The 16,561-nt window shown below is 71.2% G+C and carries 16 protein-coding genes; 5 read left to right on the forward strand and 11 right to left on the reverse strand.

Annotation, left to right across the window (positions count from 1 at the left end; translation table 11 throughout):
• The first annotated feature begins 35 nt into the window (after positions 1 to 35).
• Together HUT12_RS04695 and HUT12_RS04700 are read left to right on the forward strand one after the other, a co-directional pair.
• Positions 36 to 872, forward strand: coding sequence for a Bax inhibitor-1/YccA family protein (locus HUT12_RS04695; protein WP_176092587.1), 837 nt, complete (start codon positions 36 to 38; stop codon positions 870 to 872).
• Between the two features lie 122 nt (positions 873 to 994).
• Positions 995 to 1,327 carry a hypothetical protein gene (locus tag HUT12_RS04700; RefSeq protein WP_131055975.1) on the forward strand — a complete coding sequence of 111 codons (333 nt, stop codon included), beginning with the start codon at positions 995 to 997 and terminating at the stop codon, positions 1,325 to 1,327.
• An 8-nt stretch (positions 1,328 to 1,335) separates the two neighbouring features.
• On the opposite strand, the gene HUT12_RS04705 is transcribed toward HUT12_RS04700, so the two are convergent.
• The 3 genes from HUT12_RS04705 to HUT12_RS04715 form a co-directional block, all read right to left on the reverse strand.
• Positions 1,336 to 2,595 carry an acetyl-CoA C-acetyltransferase gene (locus tag HUT12_RS04705; RefSeq protein ID WP_176092588.1) on the reverse strand — a complete coding sequence of 420 codons (1,260 nt, stop codon included), beginning with the start codon at positions 2,593 to 2,595 and terminating at the stop codon, positions 1,336 to 1,338.
• 89 nt (positions 2,596 to 2,684) lie between these two features.
• Positions 2,685 to 3,476, reverse strand: a complete 792-nt coding sequence (locus HUT12_RS04710; RefSeq protein WP_131055979.1) for an SGNH/GDSL hydrolase family protein — start codon at positions 3,474 to 3,476, stop codon at positions 2,685 to 2,687.
• Between the two features lie 61 nt (positions 3,477 to 3,537).
• Entirely contained in the window at positions 3,538 to 4,590 is a 1,053-nt protein-coding gene (locus HUT12_RS04715; protein ID WP_176092589.1) for an SGNH/GDSL hydrolase family protein, read from the reverse strand.
• Positions 4,591 to 4,752: 162 nt separating this feature from the next.
• On the opposite strand from HUT12_RS04715, the gene HUT12_RS04720 reads away from it, so the two are divergent.
• The 3 genes from HUT12_RS04720 (at position 4,753) to HUT12_RS04730 (ending at position 7,678) form a co-directional block, all read left to right on the forward strand.
• Entirely contained in the window at positions 4,753 to 5,109 is a 357-nt protein-coding gene (locus HUT12_RS04720; RefSeq protein ID WP_131053540.1) for a YkvA family protein, read from the forward strand.
• Positions 5,110 to 5,191: 82 nt separating this feature from the next.
• Positions 5,192 to 6,562, forward strand: coding sequence for a cystathionine beta-synthase (locus tag HUT12_RS04725; protein ID WP_131053541.1), 1,371 nt, complete (start codon positions 5,192 to 5,194; stop codon positions 6,560 to 6,562).
• Positions 6,563 to 6,721: 159 nt separating this feature from the next.
• A complete protein-coding gene (locus HUT12_RS04730; RefSeq protein ID WP_217705946.1) occupies positions 6,722 to 7,678 on the forward strand; it encodes an intradiol ring-cleavage dioxygenase in 957 nt (318 codons plus the stop codon).
• A 79-nt stretch (positions 7,679 to 7,757) separates the two neighbouring features.
• Here HUT12_RS04730 and HUT12_RS04735 read toward each other — a convergent pair whose 3' ends face one another.
• The 8 genes from HUT12_RS04735 to HUT12_RS04770 all read right to left on the reverse strand — a co-directional run bounded on the left by HUT12_RS04735 (position 7,758) and on the right by HUT12_RS04770 (position 16,558).
• Positions 7,758 to 8,267: a GNAT family N-acetyltransferase gene (locus HUT12_RS04735; protein ID WP_176092590.1), complete on the reverse strand. Its 510-nt coding sequence runs from the start codon at positions 8,265 to 8,267 to the stop codon at positions 7,758 to 7,760.
• Positions 8,264 to 9,193 (reverse strand): ribonuclease Z, encoded by a 930-nt coding sequence (locus tag HUT12_RS04740; RefSeq protein WP_176092591.1) that lies wholly within the window; start codon positions 9,191 to 9,193, stop codon positions 8,264 to 8,266. The genes HUT12_RS04735 and HUT12_RS04740 overlap by 4 nt, the downstream gene beginning before the upstream one ends.
• Positions 9,194 to 9,527: 334 nt before the next feature.
• On the reverse strand, positions 9,528 to 10,718 hold the full coding sequence (locus HUT12_RS04745) for an osmoprotectant NAGGN system M42 family peptidase (protein WP_131053544.1): 1,191 nt from the start codon (positions 10,716 to 10,718) through the stop codon (positions 9,528 to 9,530).
• The gene (ngg, locus tag HUT12_RS04750) at positions 10,715 to 12,610 is read right to left on the reverse strand and encodes an N-acetylglutaminylglutamine synthetase (RefSeq protein WP_176092592.1); all 1,896 of its coding nucleotides are present in this window, start codon (positions 12,608 to 12,610) and stop codon (positions 10,715 to 10,717) included. Before ngg ends, HUT12_RS04745 begins: the two co-directional genes overlap by 4 nt.
• Before the next feature lie 2 nt (positions 12,611 to 12,612).
• Entirely contained in the window at positions 12,613 to 14,397 is a 1,785-nt protein-coding gene (locus HUT12_RS04755; protein WP_131053546.1) for an N-acetylglutaminylglutamine amidotransferase, read from the reverse strand.
• Positions 14,398 to 14,655: 258 nt separating this feature from the next.
• Positions 14,656 to 15,318, reverse strand: coding sequence for a peptide-methionine (S)-S-oxide reductase MsrA (gene msrA / locus HUT12_RS04760; RefSeq protein WP_176092593.1), 663 nt, complete (start codon positions 15,316 to 15,318; stop codon positions 14,656 to 14,658).
• Between the two features lie 72 nt (positions 15,319 to 15,390).
• Complete coding sequence (locus HUT12_RS04765) at positions 15,391 to 15,813, reverse strand: HIT family protein (protein ID WP_131053548.1); 423 nt, start codon at positions 15,811 to 15,813, stop codon at positions 15,391 to 15,393.
• A 4-nt stretch (positions 15,814 to 15,817) separates the two neighbouring features.
• A complete protein-coding gene (locus HUT12_RS04770) occupies positions 15,818 to 16,558 on the reverse strand; it encodes a nucleotidyl transferase AbiEii/AbiGii toxin family protein (protein ID WP_176092594.1) in 741 nt (246 codons plus the stop codon).
• Between the last annotated feature and the right edge of the window lie 3 nt (positions 16,559 to 16,561).

Below are 16,561 nucleotides of genomic sequence, written 5' to 3' on the forward strand. Positions count from 1 at the left end.
TTGACGTGCCACGACCCCCTTAGGGAGGCCAGAGAGTGAAGACTTCGAACCCGGTGCTCGCCCGGCTCGGCCAGGCGGCCGAGCGGGAGCGTGCCGCCGGGTACGCCCCGACCGGGCCGTACGGACAGCCCGGATACCCCCAGCAGCAGTACCCGCCGCAGGCCGGTTACCCCGGTGCGCCGGGTTACCCGTCCGCGCCGCCGGCGGTCACCCCCATGTCGATCGACGACGTGGTGGTCAAGACCGTCATGCTCCTGGCCATCGTCGGTGTGACCGGCGCGGCGGCCTGGGTGATGGTGCCCGACGCGCTGCTCGGCGTCGCCTGGATCGGTGCCGCCGTCGTGGGCCTTGTGCTCGGCATGATCATCTCGTTCTCCAAGATGGCGAACCCGGCTCTGGTCATCGCGTACGCGGTGGTCCAGGGCGTGCTCGTCGGCGCGGTGAGCAAGTTCTTCGAGTCGCTGTACGACGGCATCGTGGTCCAGGCGGTGACCGCCACCTTCGGTGTCTTCTTCGTGATGACCATGCTCTACCGGGCGAAGGTCATCCGGGCGACGCCGAAGTTCGTCAAGGGCATGGTCGCCGTGATGGCGGGTCTCTTCGCCGTCATGCTGATCAACCTGGTGCTGGCGATGTTCGGTGTGAACACCGGTCTGCGTGACGGCAGCCCGCTGGCCATCGGGTTCAGCATCGTCTGCATCGTGGTCGCCTCGCTGAGCTTCATCCTCAGCTTCAAGGAGGTCGAGGACGGCGTCCGGATGGGCCTGCCGCAGCGCTACTCCTGGGTCGCCGCCTTCGGCATCCTGGTCAGCCTGATCTGGCTCTACATCGAGATGCTGCGCCTGCTGAGCTACTTCCAAGGCGACGACTGATCATCGCCGCCCAGCGACCGACCGGCGCCCGCCCCACCGTGGGGCGGGCGCCGTCGTTCGTAGTCGGACCCGTCGGCGGCGGGCATGATCGCCGGTTCCCGGGCGGTGCGTACAGTGCGGGGATGGGTGATTCGCCGGGGCGGGACGAGGTGGGGCGAGGAGTCGAACTGCTGGTGCGGCAGGTCGGGCACTGGCAGCACCCCCGCTGGGCGGCCACCGCCTCCCGGGGCGACGTGTCCCGGGCGGACCTGGTGCACCGGTTGGTGCAGGAGATCGCCGACCTGGCCGCCGACGCGGAGGGGCAACCCCGGCGTACCGTGCCCCGGCTCGGCAACGACCTCGTCCTGCCCGACCAGCTCCGGGTGGTCGCCGCCGACCTGCTGGCCGCCGGCCCCACCGAGCAAGTGCTGGCGCGGGCCGCCGCCGAGGTGGCCGCGACCCGCACCGCGCTCTAGGAACCGCCTCAGTTCAGGCGTTCGAGGACCATCGCCATGCCCTGCCCGCCGCCGACGCACATGGTCTCCAGGCCGATGGTCCCGTCGTGCCACTGCAACGCGTTGAGCAGGGTGCCGGTGATCCGGGCGCCGGTCATCCCGAACGGGTGACCGACCGCGATCGCGCCGCCGGCCACGTTCAGCTTCTCCTCGGGGATGCCGAGCTGCCGGTACGACGGGATCACCTGCGCCGCGAACGCCTCGTTGATCTCCACCAGGTCGACGTCGTCGATGGCCATACCGGCACGTGCCAGCGCCTGCCGGCTGGCCTCGACCGGACCGAGCCCCATGATCTCCGGCGACAGCGCGGTGACGCCGGTCGAGACGATCCGGGCCAGCGGGGTGACACCCAACTCCTCGGCCCGTTGGGCACTCATCACGACCACGGCGGCGGCGCCGTCGTTGAGCGGGCAGCAGTTGCCGGCGGTGATCCGCCCGTCCGGTCGGAACACCGGCTTGAGCGCGGAGACCGCCTCCAGCGTCACCCCGGCACGCGGGCCGTCGTCGGCGGTGACCACGGTGCCGTCCGGAGTGGTGACCGGGGTGATCTCGCGGGCCCAGAAGCCGTCGGCGATCGCCTTCTCCGCCAGGTTCTGGCTGCGGACGCCGAAGGCGTCCATGTCGGCACGGCTGACGTCGTGCACCTGGGCCAGGTTCTCGGCGGTCTGCCCCATGGCCAGGTAGACGTCGGGCAGCGCGCCCTGCTCGCGCGGGTCGGTCCAGACCGGAGCACCGGCTTCCGTGCGGCTCCTGGAGCGGTCCCGCGCCTCGGCGAACCGGGGGTTCTCCCAGCGTCCCAGCAGGGCCTGTGCCTCCGGGGGCAGGACGTCGGAGTTGCCCCGGGCATAGCGGGAGACGGTCTCGACCCCGGCGGAGACGAAGACGTCCCCCTCACCGGCGCGGATCGCGTGCATCGCCATCCGGGTGGTCTGCAGGGACGAGGCGCAGTAGCGGGTGGTCGTGGCACCGGGCAGGCCGTCCAGGCCCATCAGGACGGCGACCACCCGGGCCATGTTGAAGCCCTGCTCACCACCGGGCAGACCGCACCCCAGGTAGAGGTCGTCGATCTCGCGTGGGTCGAGTTGGGGGATCTTGTCCAGGGCGGCCTGCACGATGGTGGCGGCGAGGTCGTCCGGCCGGACATCGCGGAGCGAACCCTTGTGGGCCCGGCCGATGGGGGAGCGGGCGGTGGCGACGATCACGGCGTCGCGGGACGACTCAATCGGCATGCGCTCACGCTAACTCGGCGGTAACTTGCAGCGGAAGTTTTCCGCCGTCGGGAAATGTCACCCCGCCACGTCGGCCTGATCGACCCAGGTCAGCGACGAGGCGTGACCGCCGCTGCGGCGACCACGGCCGGCAGCAGGGCGTGCGCCCAGACCCGGTAGCCGTCGGCGGAGGGGTGGTAGCCGTCGTGGCAGAACGTGCCCGCGTCGGCCCGGAACACCGGACCGGTCTCGGTGCCCAGGTCGACGACCGTGCCACCGGCGTCCAGGACCGCGCCGGTCTGCGCCCGCGCCACCCAGCGCCCCACCAGGCCGACGACCTGACGCAGGGGCGGGGCGATCGCGCGGACCGCCCCCAGGTCCGGGCAGGTGCCGACGACGACCTCGACGCCCGCCTGGCGCAGCCGGTGCACGGCGGCACCGAGGTAGGCAGCGGCGTCGGCCGGGCGGCGCATGCTGGTCACGTCGTTCGCGCCGACCAGGATGACCGCGACGTCCGGCCGCTCGCCGAGCAGTGCCCGCGCCACCTGGGTGGCCAGGTCGGTCGAGCGGGAACCGGAGACGCCGACGCTGGACAGCTGCACCTGCCGCCCGGCGGGTCCCTCGGCGAGCAGCTCGGCCAGTTGACCGCCGATGGTGTCGCCCAGACGGTCGACCCCGACGCCGAGCGCCGAGGAGTCGCCGAGCAGCACCAGACGCAGCACCGGCGCGTCGCTGCGACCGACCGTGGCCCGCAGCGCCAGCCCCAGCTCCGGCTGGGCGTACCGGCGGTTGCGTGCCGCCACGGCCTGACCGGCCAGGACGGCGGCACCGCCGAGCGTGCTGGCGAGCAGGGAGACGGCGGCCGTGCGGGCGACCCGAGCGCCGGGCGACCGCCCGGTCATCGTGTCGCTCCCAGGCGCGTGCCGGTACACCGTGGCCCGTGCTGCTGCCTGATCCGCTCAGTCATCTGAGTCCCTCCACTGCGGGTGAGTCGATCGCGGAGGTCGGCTGTGGCGTCGTGCCGCCCCCGAAGAAACCCCGGCGGCGAAGCTGTGCCCACCGGCCGGCCGGCCCGCTCTCGCTGCCACGGACCTGCGTTCCGCTGACCTCCGTCCCCGGGTGCTGGGCCGCTTCCTGAGCGGCCCTCGGCAATGACCGTACGCCTTCCGGGCGCATGCGCGAAGGCCCGCGTTCGGCTCCCTGCCCGAGCGCGGAGACCACCGTGGGCAACAGGGCGGCGGCGGCTGCCGCATAACCCTCGGCGGACGGATGGAACCGGTCCCAGGCGAACATCCGTCCCGGCTCGGCGTCGAACCGGGGACCGAGCAGGTCACCGAGGGAGACCGTCCAACCGCCCGCCGACACGACGGCGACGGTCTGGGCGGCGGCGAGCTGCCGACTCCACCGACGGGCCAGCCAGCGCAGCGGCGGCTGGATCGGCCGGATCGCCCCCAGGTCGGGACAGGTGCCGACGACGACCTCGGCCCCGGCCGCCCGCAACGCGCGAACCCCCTCGGCGAGATGGCGGATGGCCAGGGCGGGTGGCGTCCGGTTGGTCACGTCGTTGGCGCCGATCAGGATGACCGCGACGTCGGGATCGCAGTCCACGGCCGCCTCGACCTGGAAGCGCAGGCCCGCCGAGATGGCGCCGACCACGGCGAAGCGGTGCAGCCGGACCGGCCGTCGCAGCCGCCGGGACAGACCGGTCGCCAACAGGGCACCAGGCGTCTCGCGGCGGCGGTGCACGCCGTAGCCGGCGGCCGAGGAGTCGCCGAGCACGACCACGGTGATCGGCGTACCCGGGAACTTCGCACCGTAGACCCCGTCGCAGCGCGGCGGTGGTGCCTCGGCCATCGGGATGGTCCGTCGGGCCTGCCGGGCCTGGCCGAACAGCACCCCGGTGGTGGCCGCCGCGGCGGCCACCGTGGCACCCGTGCCGATCGCGGCGGCAAGGGCCACCCGCCGCGCGTGCTGCCAGCGCGGACGATCCGAGACGACGGAATCAACCACCCCCATGAAGCGACACTAGCGCGCGGGTACGACGGCTCGCTGTCGTCGAGCACTCTGCGCTGATGCCTGGAAAACGACCGATCCGGGTACTTGGCGCTGTGGCGTCGTGTGACGGATCGTGGAGGTTGCGCCGGGTCGTCACGCTGCACGGTGGAGAGGAGCACGACGATGGCTAAGACGTTGAAACGGGGTGCGGCGTTCGTCGCCCTGGCCCGGGCGCTGACGGCCGGTGCCCGGGGCGGTCCGTCGATCGGCGCACGGGTCGGGGCGCTGCCCAGGATGATCGGGGCCACCGCCCGCGGACAGTACGACGGCGGCCTGCGGCTGGCGATGATGACGGCGGCCACGGCCTACATCGTCTCGCCGATCGACGCCGTGCCGGAGATGTTCCTGACGGTGTTCGGGCTGATCGACGACGCGGTGATGGTGACCTGGTTGGCCGGTGCCGTGCTGGCCGAGACCGAGCGTTTCCTGGAGTGGGAGGCGCGGGGCGGCTCCGTGATCCCGGGGCACGTGGTGCCCTGACCCGACGTACCCTGGGCGCGGGAATCACGCGAGTCACCCGCCCGGCCTCCGGCGCCGGCGCCGGAGGAAAGGGCACAACGAGGTGCAGTACTACGACAACGTCGTCGAGATGATCGGCAACACCCCGCTGGTACGACTGCGTACCGTCGCCGAGGGCATCCAGGCGACCGTGCTGGCGAAGGTGGAGTACCTCAACCCCGGCGGCTCGGTCAAGGACCGGATCGCGGTGCGGATGGTCGAGGATGCCGAGGCCGCCGGCATCCTCCGGCCCGGTGGCACCATCGTCGAGCCGACCAGCGGCAACACCGGTGTCGGGCTGGCCCTGGTGGCGCAGCTCAAGGGCTACCGGTGCGTGTTCGTCTGCCCCGACAAGGTCAGCCAGGACAAGCAGGACGTGCTGCGGGCGTACGGCGCCGAGGTGGTCGTCTGCCCGACCGCCGTCGCGCCCGAGGACCCGCGCTCCTACTACAACGTCTCCGACCGGCTGGCCCGGGAGATCCCCGGCGCCTGGAAGCCCAACCAGTACGCCAACCCGGCCAACCCCCGCTCGCACTACGAGACCACCGGTCCGGAGTTGTGGAAGCAGACCGAGGGCCGGATCACGCACTTCGTCGCGGGCGTGGGCACCGGCGGCACCATCTCCGGGATCGGGCGCTACCTGAAGGAGGCGTCCGGCGGCAAGGTCAAGGTCATCGGCGCGGACCCGGAGGGCTCGGTCTACTCCGGCGGCACTGGCCGGCCGTACCTGGTCGAGGGGGTCGGTGAGGACTTCTGGCCGGAGACCTACGACCGGGACGTGGCCGACGAGATCATCGAGGTGTCGGACAAGCAGTCCTTCGAGATGACCCGGCGGCTGGCCCGCGAGGAGGGGCTACTGGTCGGCGGCTCCTGCGGGATGGCGGCGGTGGCGGCACTGGAGGTGGCCCGCGCCGCCGGGCCGGACGACGTGATCGTGGTGCTGCTGCCGGACGGCGGCCGGGGCTACCTGTCCAAGATCTTCAACGACGCCTGGATGGCCCGGTACGGCTTCCTGGACAACTCCGGCTCCGAGCCGACCGTGGCACAGGCGCTGGCCGCCAAGCCGGGGCAGCTCCCCGAACTGGTCCACGTGCACCCCACCGAGACGGTCCGCGACGCGGTCGACTACATGCGCGAGTACGGCGTCTCGCAGCTCCCGGTGCTCAAGGCCGAGCCGCCGGTGGTGACCGGCGAGGTGGCCGGCTCGATCGCCGAGAGGGACCTGCTGGACGCGCTCTTCACCGGACAGGCCCAGCTGCACGACACGATCGAGCGGCACATGGGGCCGGCGCTGCCGATGATCGGTGGTGGCCAGCCAGTCAGCGAGGCGGTCAACCTGCTGGAGAAGTCCGACGCCGCGCTGGTGCTGATCGACGGCAAGCCCAAGGGCGTCCTCACCCGCCAGGACCTGCTCGCCCACCTCGGCGCCCGCTGAGGTGTAAGGAAGGGCACCTTATTAACGCCTCGTGCATAGCAGGGGTCCCCTACTAACGCGCAGAACGGCCCGCTGGACGTCGGTTAACAGCCCGGCGTCTGACTCCCTCTGTCCGGCGGCCCGCCGACGCACAGCAGTTGCACAAGCGGGCCAAAGCAGATGCCTACTTCCCGTTTCTATCGTCGCTGCCAGGGCAACGATCGGGAGGAACAGATGGGCTACGACCACCATGAGGGGCAACGGGTCAGTCGGCGTCGCATCATCGCCGGCATCGGGTCGGTCGGGCTGGCCGGCCTGCTGGCGGCGTGCGGCCGGGACGGTGGCACCGTCACCACCTCGACCGGTGAGACCGTCGCCCCACTGGCGACCACCGCGAACGATCTCACCGCGCTCTTCGACGGCGCGAACACCTGCACGCTGACGGCGAGCACCACCCAGGGGCCGTACTACTTCGACGCGGACAAGATCCGCAGCGACATCCGGGAGGACCGCGAGGGCGTACGGCTCCGACTGGCCATCCGGGTGCAGGACAGCGAGCAGTGCGGGCCGCTGCCGAATGCGGTGGTGGAGATCTGGCACTGCGACGCGGCCGGTCTCTACTCGGGCGCGGAGGCCCAGTCCTCGGGCGCGAACGGTGCCTCCGGCGGCGGCACCCCGCCCGATGGTGGCCACGGCGGCACCCCGCCGAATGGCGCACCCGGGGGTGGAGGTCCTGGTGTCGGCCCTCCCGGGGGCGACTCCGGTGGCGGGGACACGGCCGATCTGACCCCGACCGACGACCAGCGTTACCTGCGCGGGGCGCAGGTCACCAACGCCGACGGCATCGTCGAGTTCGTCACGATCTGGCCCGGCTGGTACCGCGGTCGCACCGTGCACATCCACGCGATGGTGCACGTCGACAACTCGCGGGTGCTGACCACCCAGGTGATGTTCGACGAGGCGCTGAACAGCAGGGTTTATGCCAGCCAGCCGTACGCGGCGCACACCGGGCGGGACACTTTCAACGACGACGACTCCATCTACGCCGACAGCATGTTGTTGCGGGTGACCGAGGACGGCGACGGCTACCTCGGAGTGATCAACTTTGCCGTCGACTCCGACCAGGACGGCGCGTGATCCGATGTCGTGGAGCTGTGAGATCGACTGTTAGCAGGGGACCCCTGCTCTACCGCAGGCGTTAAGAAGGTGCCCTTCCTTACACCGCACGGGTGTAGCGCAGTTGGGGGGTCTGCGTCGTACCGATCAGCTCGACGCGTTCGACTCCGGTGGGGGACCAGCCGCCACGCTCGTAGAAGCGGCGGGCGGACTCGTTCTCGCGCAGCACCCAGAGCGCCGCGCGGCGCCAGCCCCGCGTCCGCATGCTCGCCAGGGCGTCGACCATCAGCGCCCGACCGACGCCCCTACCGCGCTCGGCGGGAGCGAGGTGGATCGCGCACAGCAGCCCGGTGTCCGGGTCGTCCTCGTCGTCCGGGCCGGAGTAGCTGAAGCCGGCGAGGGCGTCACCCCGCATGGCCAGGATCATCCGGTGGCTGTCACGCTCCCAGATCCATCGCTCGGCCCAGTACTCACCCATGGCCTCCGGGCTCGGGTCGGCCAACGCCTCCGGCGGCAGGAACGACGAGTAGGCGGCGACGCGCGAGCTCTGGTGGAGCCGGCCCACCGCCATCAGGTCCTCGGCGGTTGCGGCACGCAGCGTGACACTCACTCCGCCGAGGGTACCCGGCGGGGCGGCACCTGAATCGTGGTCAGATCCTCGGCGATCACCAGGTCCCCGTCGTAGTGCCGGCGGGCCTCCTCGGCGAAGCGGAACGGGTCGGCGTAGCGCTGGGAGAAGTGGGTCAGCACGAGTCGGCGCACCCCCGACTCGGCCGCCACCCGCGCGGCCTGGCCGGCGGTCAGGTGCCCGACCTCGGCGGCGAGTGCCGCCTCCGACTCCAGGAACGTCGACTCGATGACCAGCAGGTCGGCCTGCTCGGCCAGCGCGTACACCCCGTCGCAGAGGCCGGTGTCCATCACGAAGGCGAACCGCTGCCCGGGGCGGGGCACGCTCACCTCCTCCCGGGTGACGCGCCGCCCGTCCCGGTCGAGGTGGCCGACGCGCTGCAGCTCGCCGACCGCCGGCCCGTCGACGCCGTACGCGGCCAGCTTCTCCGGCAGCATCCGGTAGCCGTCCGGCTCCACCAGCCGATAGCCGTACGTGTCGACGGGGTGCCGTAGTCGACGTGCCTCCAGCGTGCCGCAACGCAGCGCGATGCGCTGGCCGTCCGCCTCGATCGGTGTGACGGCCAGCTCGGCGGTCTCGTGGAAGGAGCTGGCGTGCCGCAGCCGGGCGAAGTACTCGGCGCCCTCGGCCGGGAAGTGCACCGCCACCGGTCGCGGCACCCGGTCCAGCGAGAGGCGCTGGATGGTGCCGGGCAGGCCGAGGCAGTGGTCGCCGTGGAAGTGGGTGACGCAGATCCGGGTCAGGTCGGTGGCGGTGACCGTGGTGTGCAGCAGTTGCCGCTGGCTGCCCTCGCCCGGGTCGAAGAGGATCACCTCGTCGTCCCAGCGGAGCACGTACCCGTTGTGGTTGCGGGCCCGGGTCGGTGTCTGGCTGGCCGTTCCCAGCACCACCAGCTCGCGCATGGACACGACGACCTCCAGGGGGGCCCGGACAAAGGGCGACCCCCGGGGTTTCCGCGCTGGCGCGGACCGACTGGACTGAGTCGGCACCCCGGGGGTCGGGTGGCTTGTCGTGGATTCGCCGCACCGCTGCCACACGGTCTCGACGCTTGTCACTGCCCGCCTGCGGAACAGACGGTCACTGTCGAGGACAGCGGCTAGCGGACAGCCACCTCACGAGTCCGATTGCTATACAAGTCTGGACCACCTCCTTTCACGTGTACCGCCACGTTATCCAGCGACGGCCGCACCGGCAACGGATTTCGATCACATCTGTCGGGGCGGCCCGTGCCGGGCGTACCGGTCAGTCCTGGGCGATGCCGATCGGGCCCTTGCGGGGGCCGTCCGCGCTGGCCGGCTGCACCGCCAGCGACGGGAAGTCGGCCAGGTCGCCCTCCGGCTCGGCGTCCCACTCGGGGAACACCAGGTCGCTCTGGAGATAGAGGCAGAGCAACTGGGCCAGGTGGTGCAGCCCGTCCAGGTGGGTGCGTTCGTGCCCGTGCGTGGCGTCGACCCCGAAGCCGAGCAGGGCCACCCGGGCGTGCGCGCCCGCCTCGACCGCCGCCGCCACGTCCGAGCGGTAGTAGTCGAAGACGTCGCGGACCAGGTCGACGTCGTGTTCGCGGGCGATCGCCGCGAGGTTCCGGGTCAGGTGGTAGTCGAACGGTCCCACCCCGTCGCCCATCGCCAGCGTGGCGGCGTTCTCCCGGGACTGCTGCCCGGGGGCGACCACCGCCGCGTCCACCGAGACGATCTCGGCCACGTCCGGGTCGAGCCCGTGCGACGCGCCGTGGCCGATCTCCTCCGTCACGGTGACCAGCAGGTGCGCGGTGACGGCGGGCTTCACGCCCGCGTCGACCATCGCCTTCATCGCGGCCAGCACCGCCGCCACGCCGGCCTTGTCGTCCAGGTGCCGGGACTTGACGTAGCCGCTGGGCGTGACCGTCGGGTTGGGCAGGAACGCCACGAAGTCGCCCGCGTCGATGCCGAGCGCCCGCAGGCCGGCGATGTCCTCTACCGGCTCGTCGATGCGTACCTCGACCTGGTCCCAGCCGATGCCCTGCTCGTCCACCGCCTCGTTGTAGCGGTGCCCGCTGGCCTTGAGCGGCAGGACCTGACCGGTGACCACCCGGTCCAGGTCGTCGGTGAAGACCCGGACGTGGGCGCCCTCGGCGAACCGCGCGCTGTGCGTGCCGATCGGGTTCAACTCCAGCCGACCGTTCTCCTTCAGGCGCTTGACCATCCCGCCGATGGTGTCGGTGTGTACCACGATCGCCCTGTCTGCCCCGGTTTCCCGAGGGCCGGGCAGGCAGGCGCTGAGCGCGCCCCGGCGGGTCAGCGTCGACGGGATGCCGAGCGCCGACAGGCGCTCACCGACGTACTGCTGCACGTGGTCGGTGCGCCCCGACGGGCTCGGGATGTCCAACAACTCCACCATCACCTGACGCAGATAGTCCAGGTCGATGGGGAGCGGAGTGGTCTTGCGTACGGTCATGCCCCAGATGGTGCCGCACCGGCCGGGGTCCACAACCGTTGCGGTGCCCGAGTCCCGGGGAAAAGTAGATCCACGAAGCGTTCGGCGGTGGGCTGGGGCTCGTGGTTGGCCAGCCCCGGCCGCTCGTTGGCCTCGATGAAGACGTGCTCGGGTCGGTCCGGGGCGGGAACCAACAGGTCGAGGCCGGTGACCGGGATGTCGAGGGCCCGGCTGGCGGCCACGCACGCCTCCGCGATCACCGGGTGCAGCTCGCCGGTGACGTCGTGGATGGTGCCGCCGGTGTGCAGGTTCGCGGTCCGCCGTACGGCCAGCACCTGGCCCTCGGGCAGGATGTCGGAGAGCGCGTACCCGGCCTCGGTGACCACGTCCCGGGTCATCTCGTCGAGCGGGATGCGGGACTCGCCACCGGTGGCGGCGGCCCGACGGCGACTCTGCCGCGCGATCAGCTCGGTGATGTCGTGCACGCCGTCACCCGTGATCGAGGCAGGGCGGCGTACGGCGGCGGCCACCACCTCGTGGTCGATCATGACGACCCGCAGGTCCTCACCGGTGCAGAGCTCCTCCAGCAGCACCTCGGGGCAGAACCGGGCGGCCAGTTCGACGGCGGCGGCCAGCGCCTCGTCGGTGCGGACGCCGACGGTGATGCCGTTGCCCTGTTCGCCCCGGGCCGGCTTGACCACCAGTTGGCCTAGATCGGCCAGGAACTCCGCGTCGGCGGCGTCACCGGTGGCGGTCCGCCCGCGCGGCACCGAGAGGCCGGCCTCGGTCAGGATGCGGCGGGTGACCCGCTTGTCGTCGCAGCGGCTCATGGCCACCGCCGAGGTCAGCTCGGAGAGCGACTCCCGGGTGAGGATGGTCCGACCGCCGCTGGTCAGCCGCAGCTCACCCCAGGCCGCGTCGGTCACCTCCACCCGGATGCCCCGGCGCATCGCCTCGTCGGCGACGATCTTCGCGTACGGGTTGAGCTCGTCGTAACCGGCCGGCATGGCCGGCAGGAACAGCCGCTCGTTGATCGGGTTCTTCCGCTTCACGCAGAGCGTGGCGGTGCGATAGAAGCCGAGCCGCTCGTACAGCCGGATCGCCCCGGCGTTCTCGGCGAGCACGGAGAGGTCGACGTACGCGCGGCCCCGCGCCACCAGCCGGGTGGCCAGCTCGGTGATCAGCGCCTGGCCGGTGCCGGGGGGCGCCTGGTTGAAGTCGACCGTCAGGCACCAGAGGCTGGCCCCGTTGTCCGGGTCGTCGAAGACCGCCACGTGGTCGACACCGGTGATGGTGCCGACGATTTCGCCGGTCACCGCCTCGGCCACGAGGTGCAGGAAACGGTCCGTGGCGGCGTTGTCGACCAGGATGTCCACCGGGGCGGTGACCATGCCGTTGGCCGCGTAGATCCGGTTGACGGCGTCCGCGTCGGCGGCGTCGCGCAGCCGGCGGATGCGTACCCCGGGCAGTTCGCCGCGCCCGTTCACGGCGGCCGGGGTGTCGGCGTTGCCGGCCTCCTCGGTCGTGCCGTCGGCCCGACGCGGACCCGAGCGGGCCCCGCCCAGCGGCAGCCGGAAGGTCAGCGACGGGTCGATGAACAACTCGTCGGGCAGCCGGGAGACCAGCACGTGCGGGTCCCGCAGATAGATGCAGATGTCCCGCGCGCCGGCCGCCTCGGAGCGCAGCACGTCGGCGACGGCGGCCTGGTCGGTGAAGGTCTGGCCGAAGACCAGCCGCCCCCACCCGCAGTCGAGGATGACGCCCTCGTCGCCGCCGGCACGGTCGTCGTCGGTGGCGTCCCCGCCGGGGCTCGCGGCGATCGGATCACCGCCCGGCCCGACCCGCTCGTAGCGACGTCCCGCGCCTCGACCTCGGTCGGTCCGGGCCACCCCGGTCGCCAGGGTGTCGGTCACGGTCAGTCGATTCCGTGGCTCTGGAGCCACATTTCCAGGAGTCCGAGTTGCCACAGCTTGTTTCCGTTCAACGGGGTCAGTTCGGCGTTGGGAGCGTCGAGCAGGGCGTTGACGTAATCGGTGCGGAACAGGTCGCGGCGTCGGGCCTCGGGCGCGGAGAGCGCGTCGCGTACCCGGTCGAGGAGCTTGCCCTCCAGGTGGGTGAGGCCGGGGACCGGGAAGTAGCCCTTCGGCCGGTCGATGACCTCGTGCGGCAGGACCCGGCGGCCGATCTCCTTGAGCACCCCCTTGCCACCCTGAGCCAGCTTCAGCTCCGGGGGGCAGGCGGCGGCCAGTTCGACGAACTCGTGATCCAGGAAGGGCACCCGGGCCTCCAGCCCGTGCGCCATGGTCATGTTGTCGACCCGCTTGACCGGGTCGTCGGTGAGCATGATCTGCGTGTCGAGGCGCAGCCCGGCGTCGACCGCGGTCTGCGCGCCGGCCCGCGCCAGGTGCGCGGCGACGAACTCCCGCGCCGGGTCGGTGCCGGTCAGCCAGTCCCGGTTGAGCACCTGGGCCAGGCCGCTGGCGTCGCGGTCGAAGAAGGCCTTGGCGTACGTGTCGAGCGCCTGCTCGCGGCCGACCTCCGCCAGCGGCGGGTACCAGTGGTAGCCGCCCAGGATCTCGTCGGCGCCCTGGCCGGACTGGACCACCTTGACGTGTCGGGAGACTTCCTGGCTGAGCAGGTAGAACGCGACGCAGTCGTGGCTGACCATGGGTTCACTCATGGCCGCCACGGCGGCCTCCAGCGGCGGCACCAGGTCCTGGGCGGCCACCCGGAGCTGGTGGTGGTCGGTGTCGAAGGTCTTGGCGACCACGTCGGAGTAGCGGAACTCGTCGCCCTCCCGGCCGCCGACCGCGTCGAAGCCGATCGAGAAGGTGGCGAGCCCGCGCTGCCCCTCACCGGCGAGCAGGGCCACCACCAGGCTGGAGTCCAGGCCGCCGGAGAGCAGCACGCCCACCGGCACGTCGGCGACCATGCGCCGCCGTACGGCGGTGGTCAGCGACTCCAGCAGCGCGTCCTGCCAGTCCTTCTCCGACCAGCCGGAGTACTCGTCCCGACGCAGGAAGGACGGGTCCCAGTAGACGCGCTCGTGGGTGGCGCCGTCGGGCTCGTAGACCCGGACGGTGGCCGGAGGCAGCTTGGTGACGCCGCGCAGGATGGTGCGCGGCGGCGGCACGATGCTGTGGAAGCTGAGGTAGTGGGCCAGCGCGACCGGGTCGATGGTGGTGTCCACGCCGCCACCTGCCACCAGGGCGGGCAGGGTGCTGGCGAAGCGCACCACGCCGGGCGTCTCGGCGAGGTAGAGCGGCTTGATGCCGAGCCGGTCCCGGGCGAGCACCAGACGGCCGGTGTCGCGTTCGGTGATCGCCACGGCGAACATGCCGACCAGGTGGTCGACGAAGTCGAGCCCCCACTCGGCGTACGCCTTGATGACGACCTCGCTGTCACCGCTGGAGAAGAAGTGGTGGCCCTTGGCCGCCAACTCGGCGCGCAACTCGCGGTAGTTGTAGATGCAGCCGTTGAAGACGCCGGTCAGGCCGGCGGCCGAGTCGACGATGGGTTGGCCGCTGGCGGCCGACAGGTCGATGATCTTCAGACGACGATGGCCGAGAGCGACCGGTCCCTGGGCCCACACACCGCCACCGTCAGGCCCCCGGTCGCACATCGTGGCGGCCATTCGCTCCACCGTCCCGACGTCGGCACGCGACGCGTCCCGTCGGAACTCCCCAGCTAGTCCGCACATGCGAGCCAATGCTGCCAGAGGTTGTTGCGATTCGCCTGTTGAGACCATGACGGTCGTGTAACAGCATTGCTATCATCCGCGCCCGCGCGATCAACCGGGTGTCATCTCCCGGCGAGCGCGGGCGATCGGGGCCCGCCTGTAGCGGTTTGTCCTACTTGCCCTACCTGCCCGACTGTGACGAGCGCCGCAATTTGGATCATCGGCGATCTCCGGGCACCTGCCGGCCCGCCCGGGTGGGCGAGCCGGCACGCGAGACGGTCAGCCGGCGGTACGCGCCACGCCGACCGGGCAGCTCAGCCCGTTCGGGCCGTGGTTGCAGTAGCCGTTGGGGTTCTTGGTGGGTGCCAAGTACTGCTGGTGATAGTCCTCGGCCAGGAAGTAGTCGCCGAGGCGGCTGATCTCCGTGGTGATCTCGCCCTTGCCGGCGCGGGCCACGATCGGCGCGAACGCCTCCCGGGACGCCACGGCGGTGGCGAACTGCTCGTCGGTGGTGGTGTAGATCGTCGAGCGGTACTGCGTACCGACGTCGTTGCCCTGGCGCATGCCCTGGGTCGGGTCGTGGTTCTCCCAGAAGACCTTCAGCAGGTCCTCGAAACTGATCGTCGCGGGGTCGTACACGACCTGGACCACCTCGGCGTGCCCTGTCCCGCCGGAACAGACCTCCTCGTAGGTCGGATTCGGGGTGTACCCACCCGCGTATCCGACGGAGGTGGTGTAGACGCCCGGGAGGGTCCAGAACAACCGCTCGGCACCCCAGAAACACCCCATGCCGAAGACGGCGACCTGCGAGCCCTCGGGAAACGGCCCCTTGAGGGGGGTCCCGAGCACCTCGTGCCGGTCGGCGACCGGCATCGCGATCGCGCGGCCGGGCAGGGCACGGTCAGGAGAGATCATCTCGGCCTTCATGCTGCGGAGGAACACGGTGGAACTCCTTTCGTCCTTCCCCGCGTGCAACACCGGCGGACCCCACTTCCTTACCCGCCCCGCGCGCGGTCAGGCGCCGCCCGGCACGGCGTCCCGCACACGCTCGGCGTACGCGGTCGCCTCGGCGTCGTCGGCGTAGCGGGTACGCGGCCAGAAGAAGCCCCGCAGACCGTCGCCCTTGGTCCGGGGAACCACGTGGGTGTGCAGGTGCGGCACCGACTGGGACACCTTGTTGTTCATCGCCACGAACGTGCCGCCCGCGCCCAGCCCGGTCTCCACCGCGACGGTGAGTCGCCGGACCAGCCCGAAATAGCCGGCCAGCGACTCCGGCGGCAGGTCGGCGAGGGTGACCAGATGCGTACGGGGCACCACCAGGACGTGCCCCTTGAACACCGGACGGGTGTCCAGGAACGCCACGCCGTCGGCGGTGTCGACCACCCGGAACGCCGGCACCTCGCCCGCCACGATCCCGCAGAACACACATCCCGCCATCGGCTCAGGTTATGGCCGGCGGCGAAACTCTGCCTGCTGGCCCACCAACAGCATCAGGTGGATCGAGGTAGGTATCCCACTCGTCCTCAGTAACGCCGATCGGGCCGGTCTCGCCGTTCGCCAACCGGGACCGGATGTCCGTCTCCCAGGCGATCGCCCACCCGCACAGCGCCCTGACGTCGTCCTCGCTGAGCCCGTAGGCCATGAACGTCTCGTCATCGAGTTCGCGGACGCCGCCAAGCCGGTCGGCCAACTCCTCCAAGGAGAAGGCGACGGTGTGCCGCGCCCCCAGAGACTCAAGTTCGTGCCAGTTCAGTCGGCCGTTGGCGGCACTGATGTCGATGTAGTCCCGGTGGGCTGCGCGGTCGTGCAGTGCGCGTACCTTGAGTCCGACCGCGTCCTCGAAGGCGAGGACAGGGCCGATGGTGAGTTGCGCGGGTGGCCCGATCGCCTCCTTCAGAAGATCTACCTCGCACGCTGTCGCTTCTGCGGACACCACAAGTCGAGCCATTCGCGGGGTGGCCTCGATTATGCGAGCGGTGAAGCCGGCAGTGACGTAGGCGTCTGCGAGCCGCTCGGCCACCGCCGACAACGACATGTCGGTCGCGGTGGCGAAATCGATGTCTCGTGAGGGTCTGTTGGTCAGCTCGTGCGCTGACAGGGCGTAACCACCTGCGAGAACCAAGCCGAGATCATTGCCGGCTTCGAAGCCAAGGCGCAACAACTGCCGATGCAGTTCGTCCATTGA

It is taken from the genome of Verrucosispora sp. NA02020 (assembly GCF_013364215.1).
In the GTDB taxonomy this organism is placed as follows: domain Bacteria; phylum Actinomycetota; class Actinomycetes; order Mycobacteriales; family Micromonosporaceae; genus Micromonospora.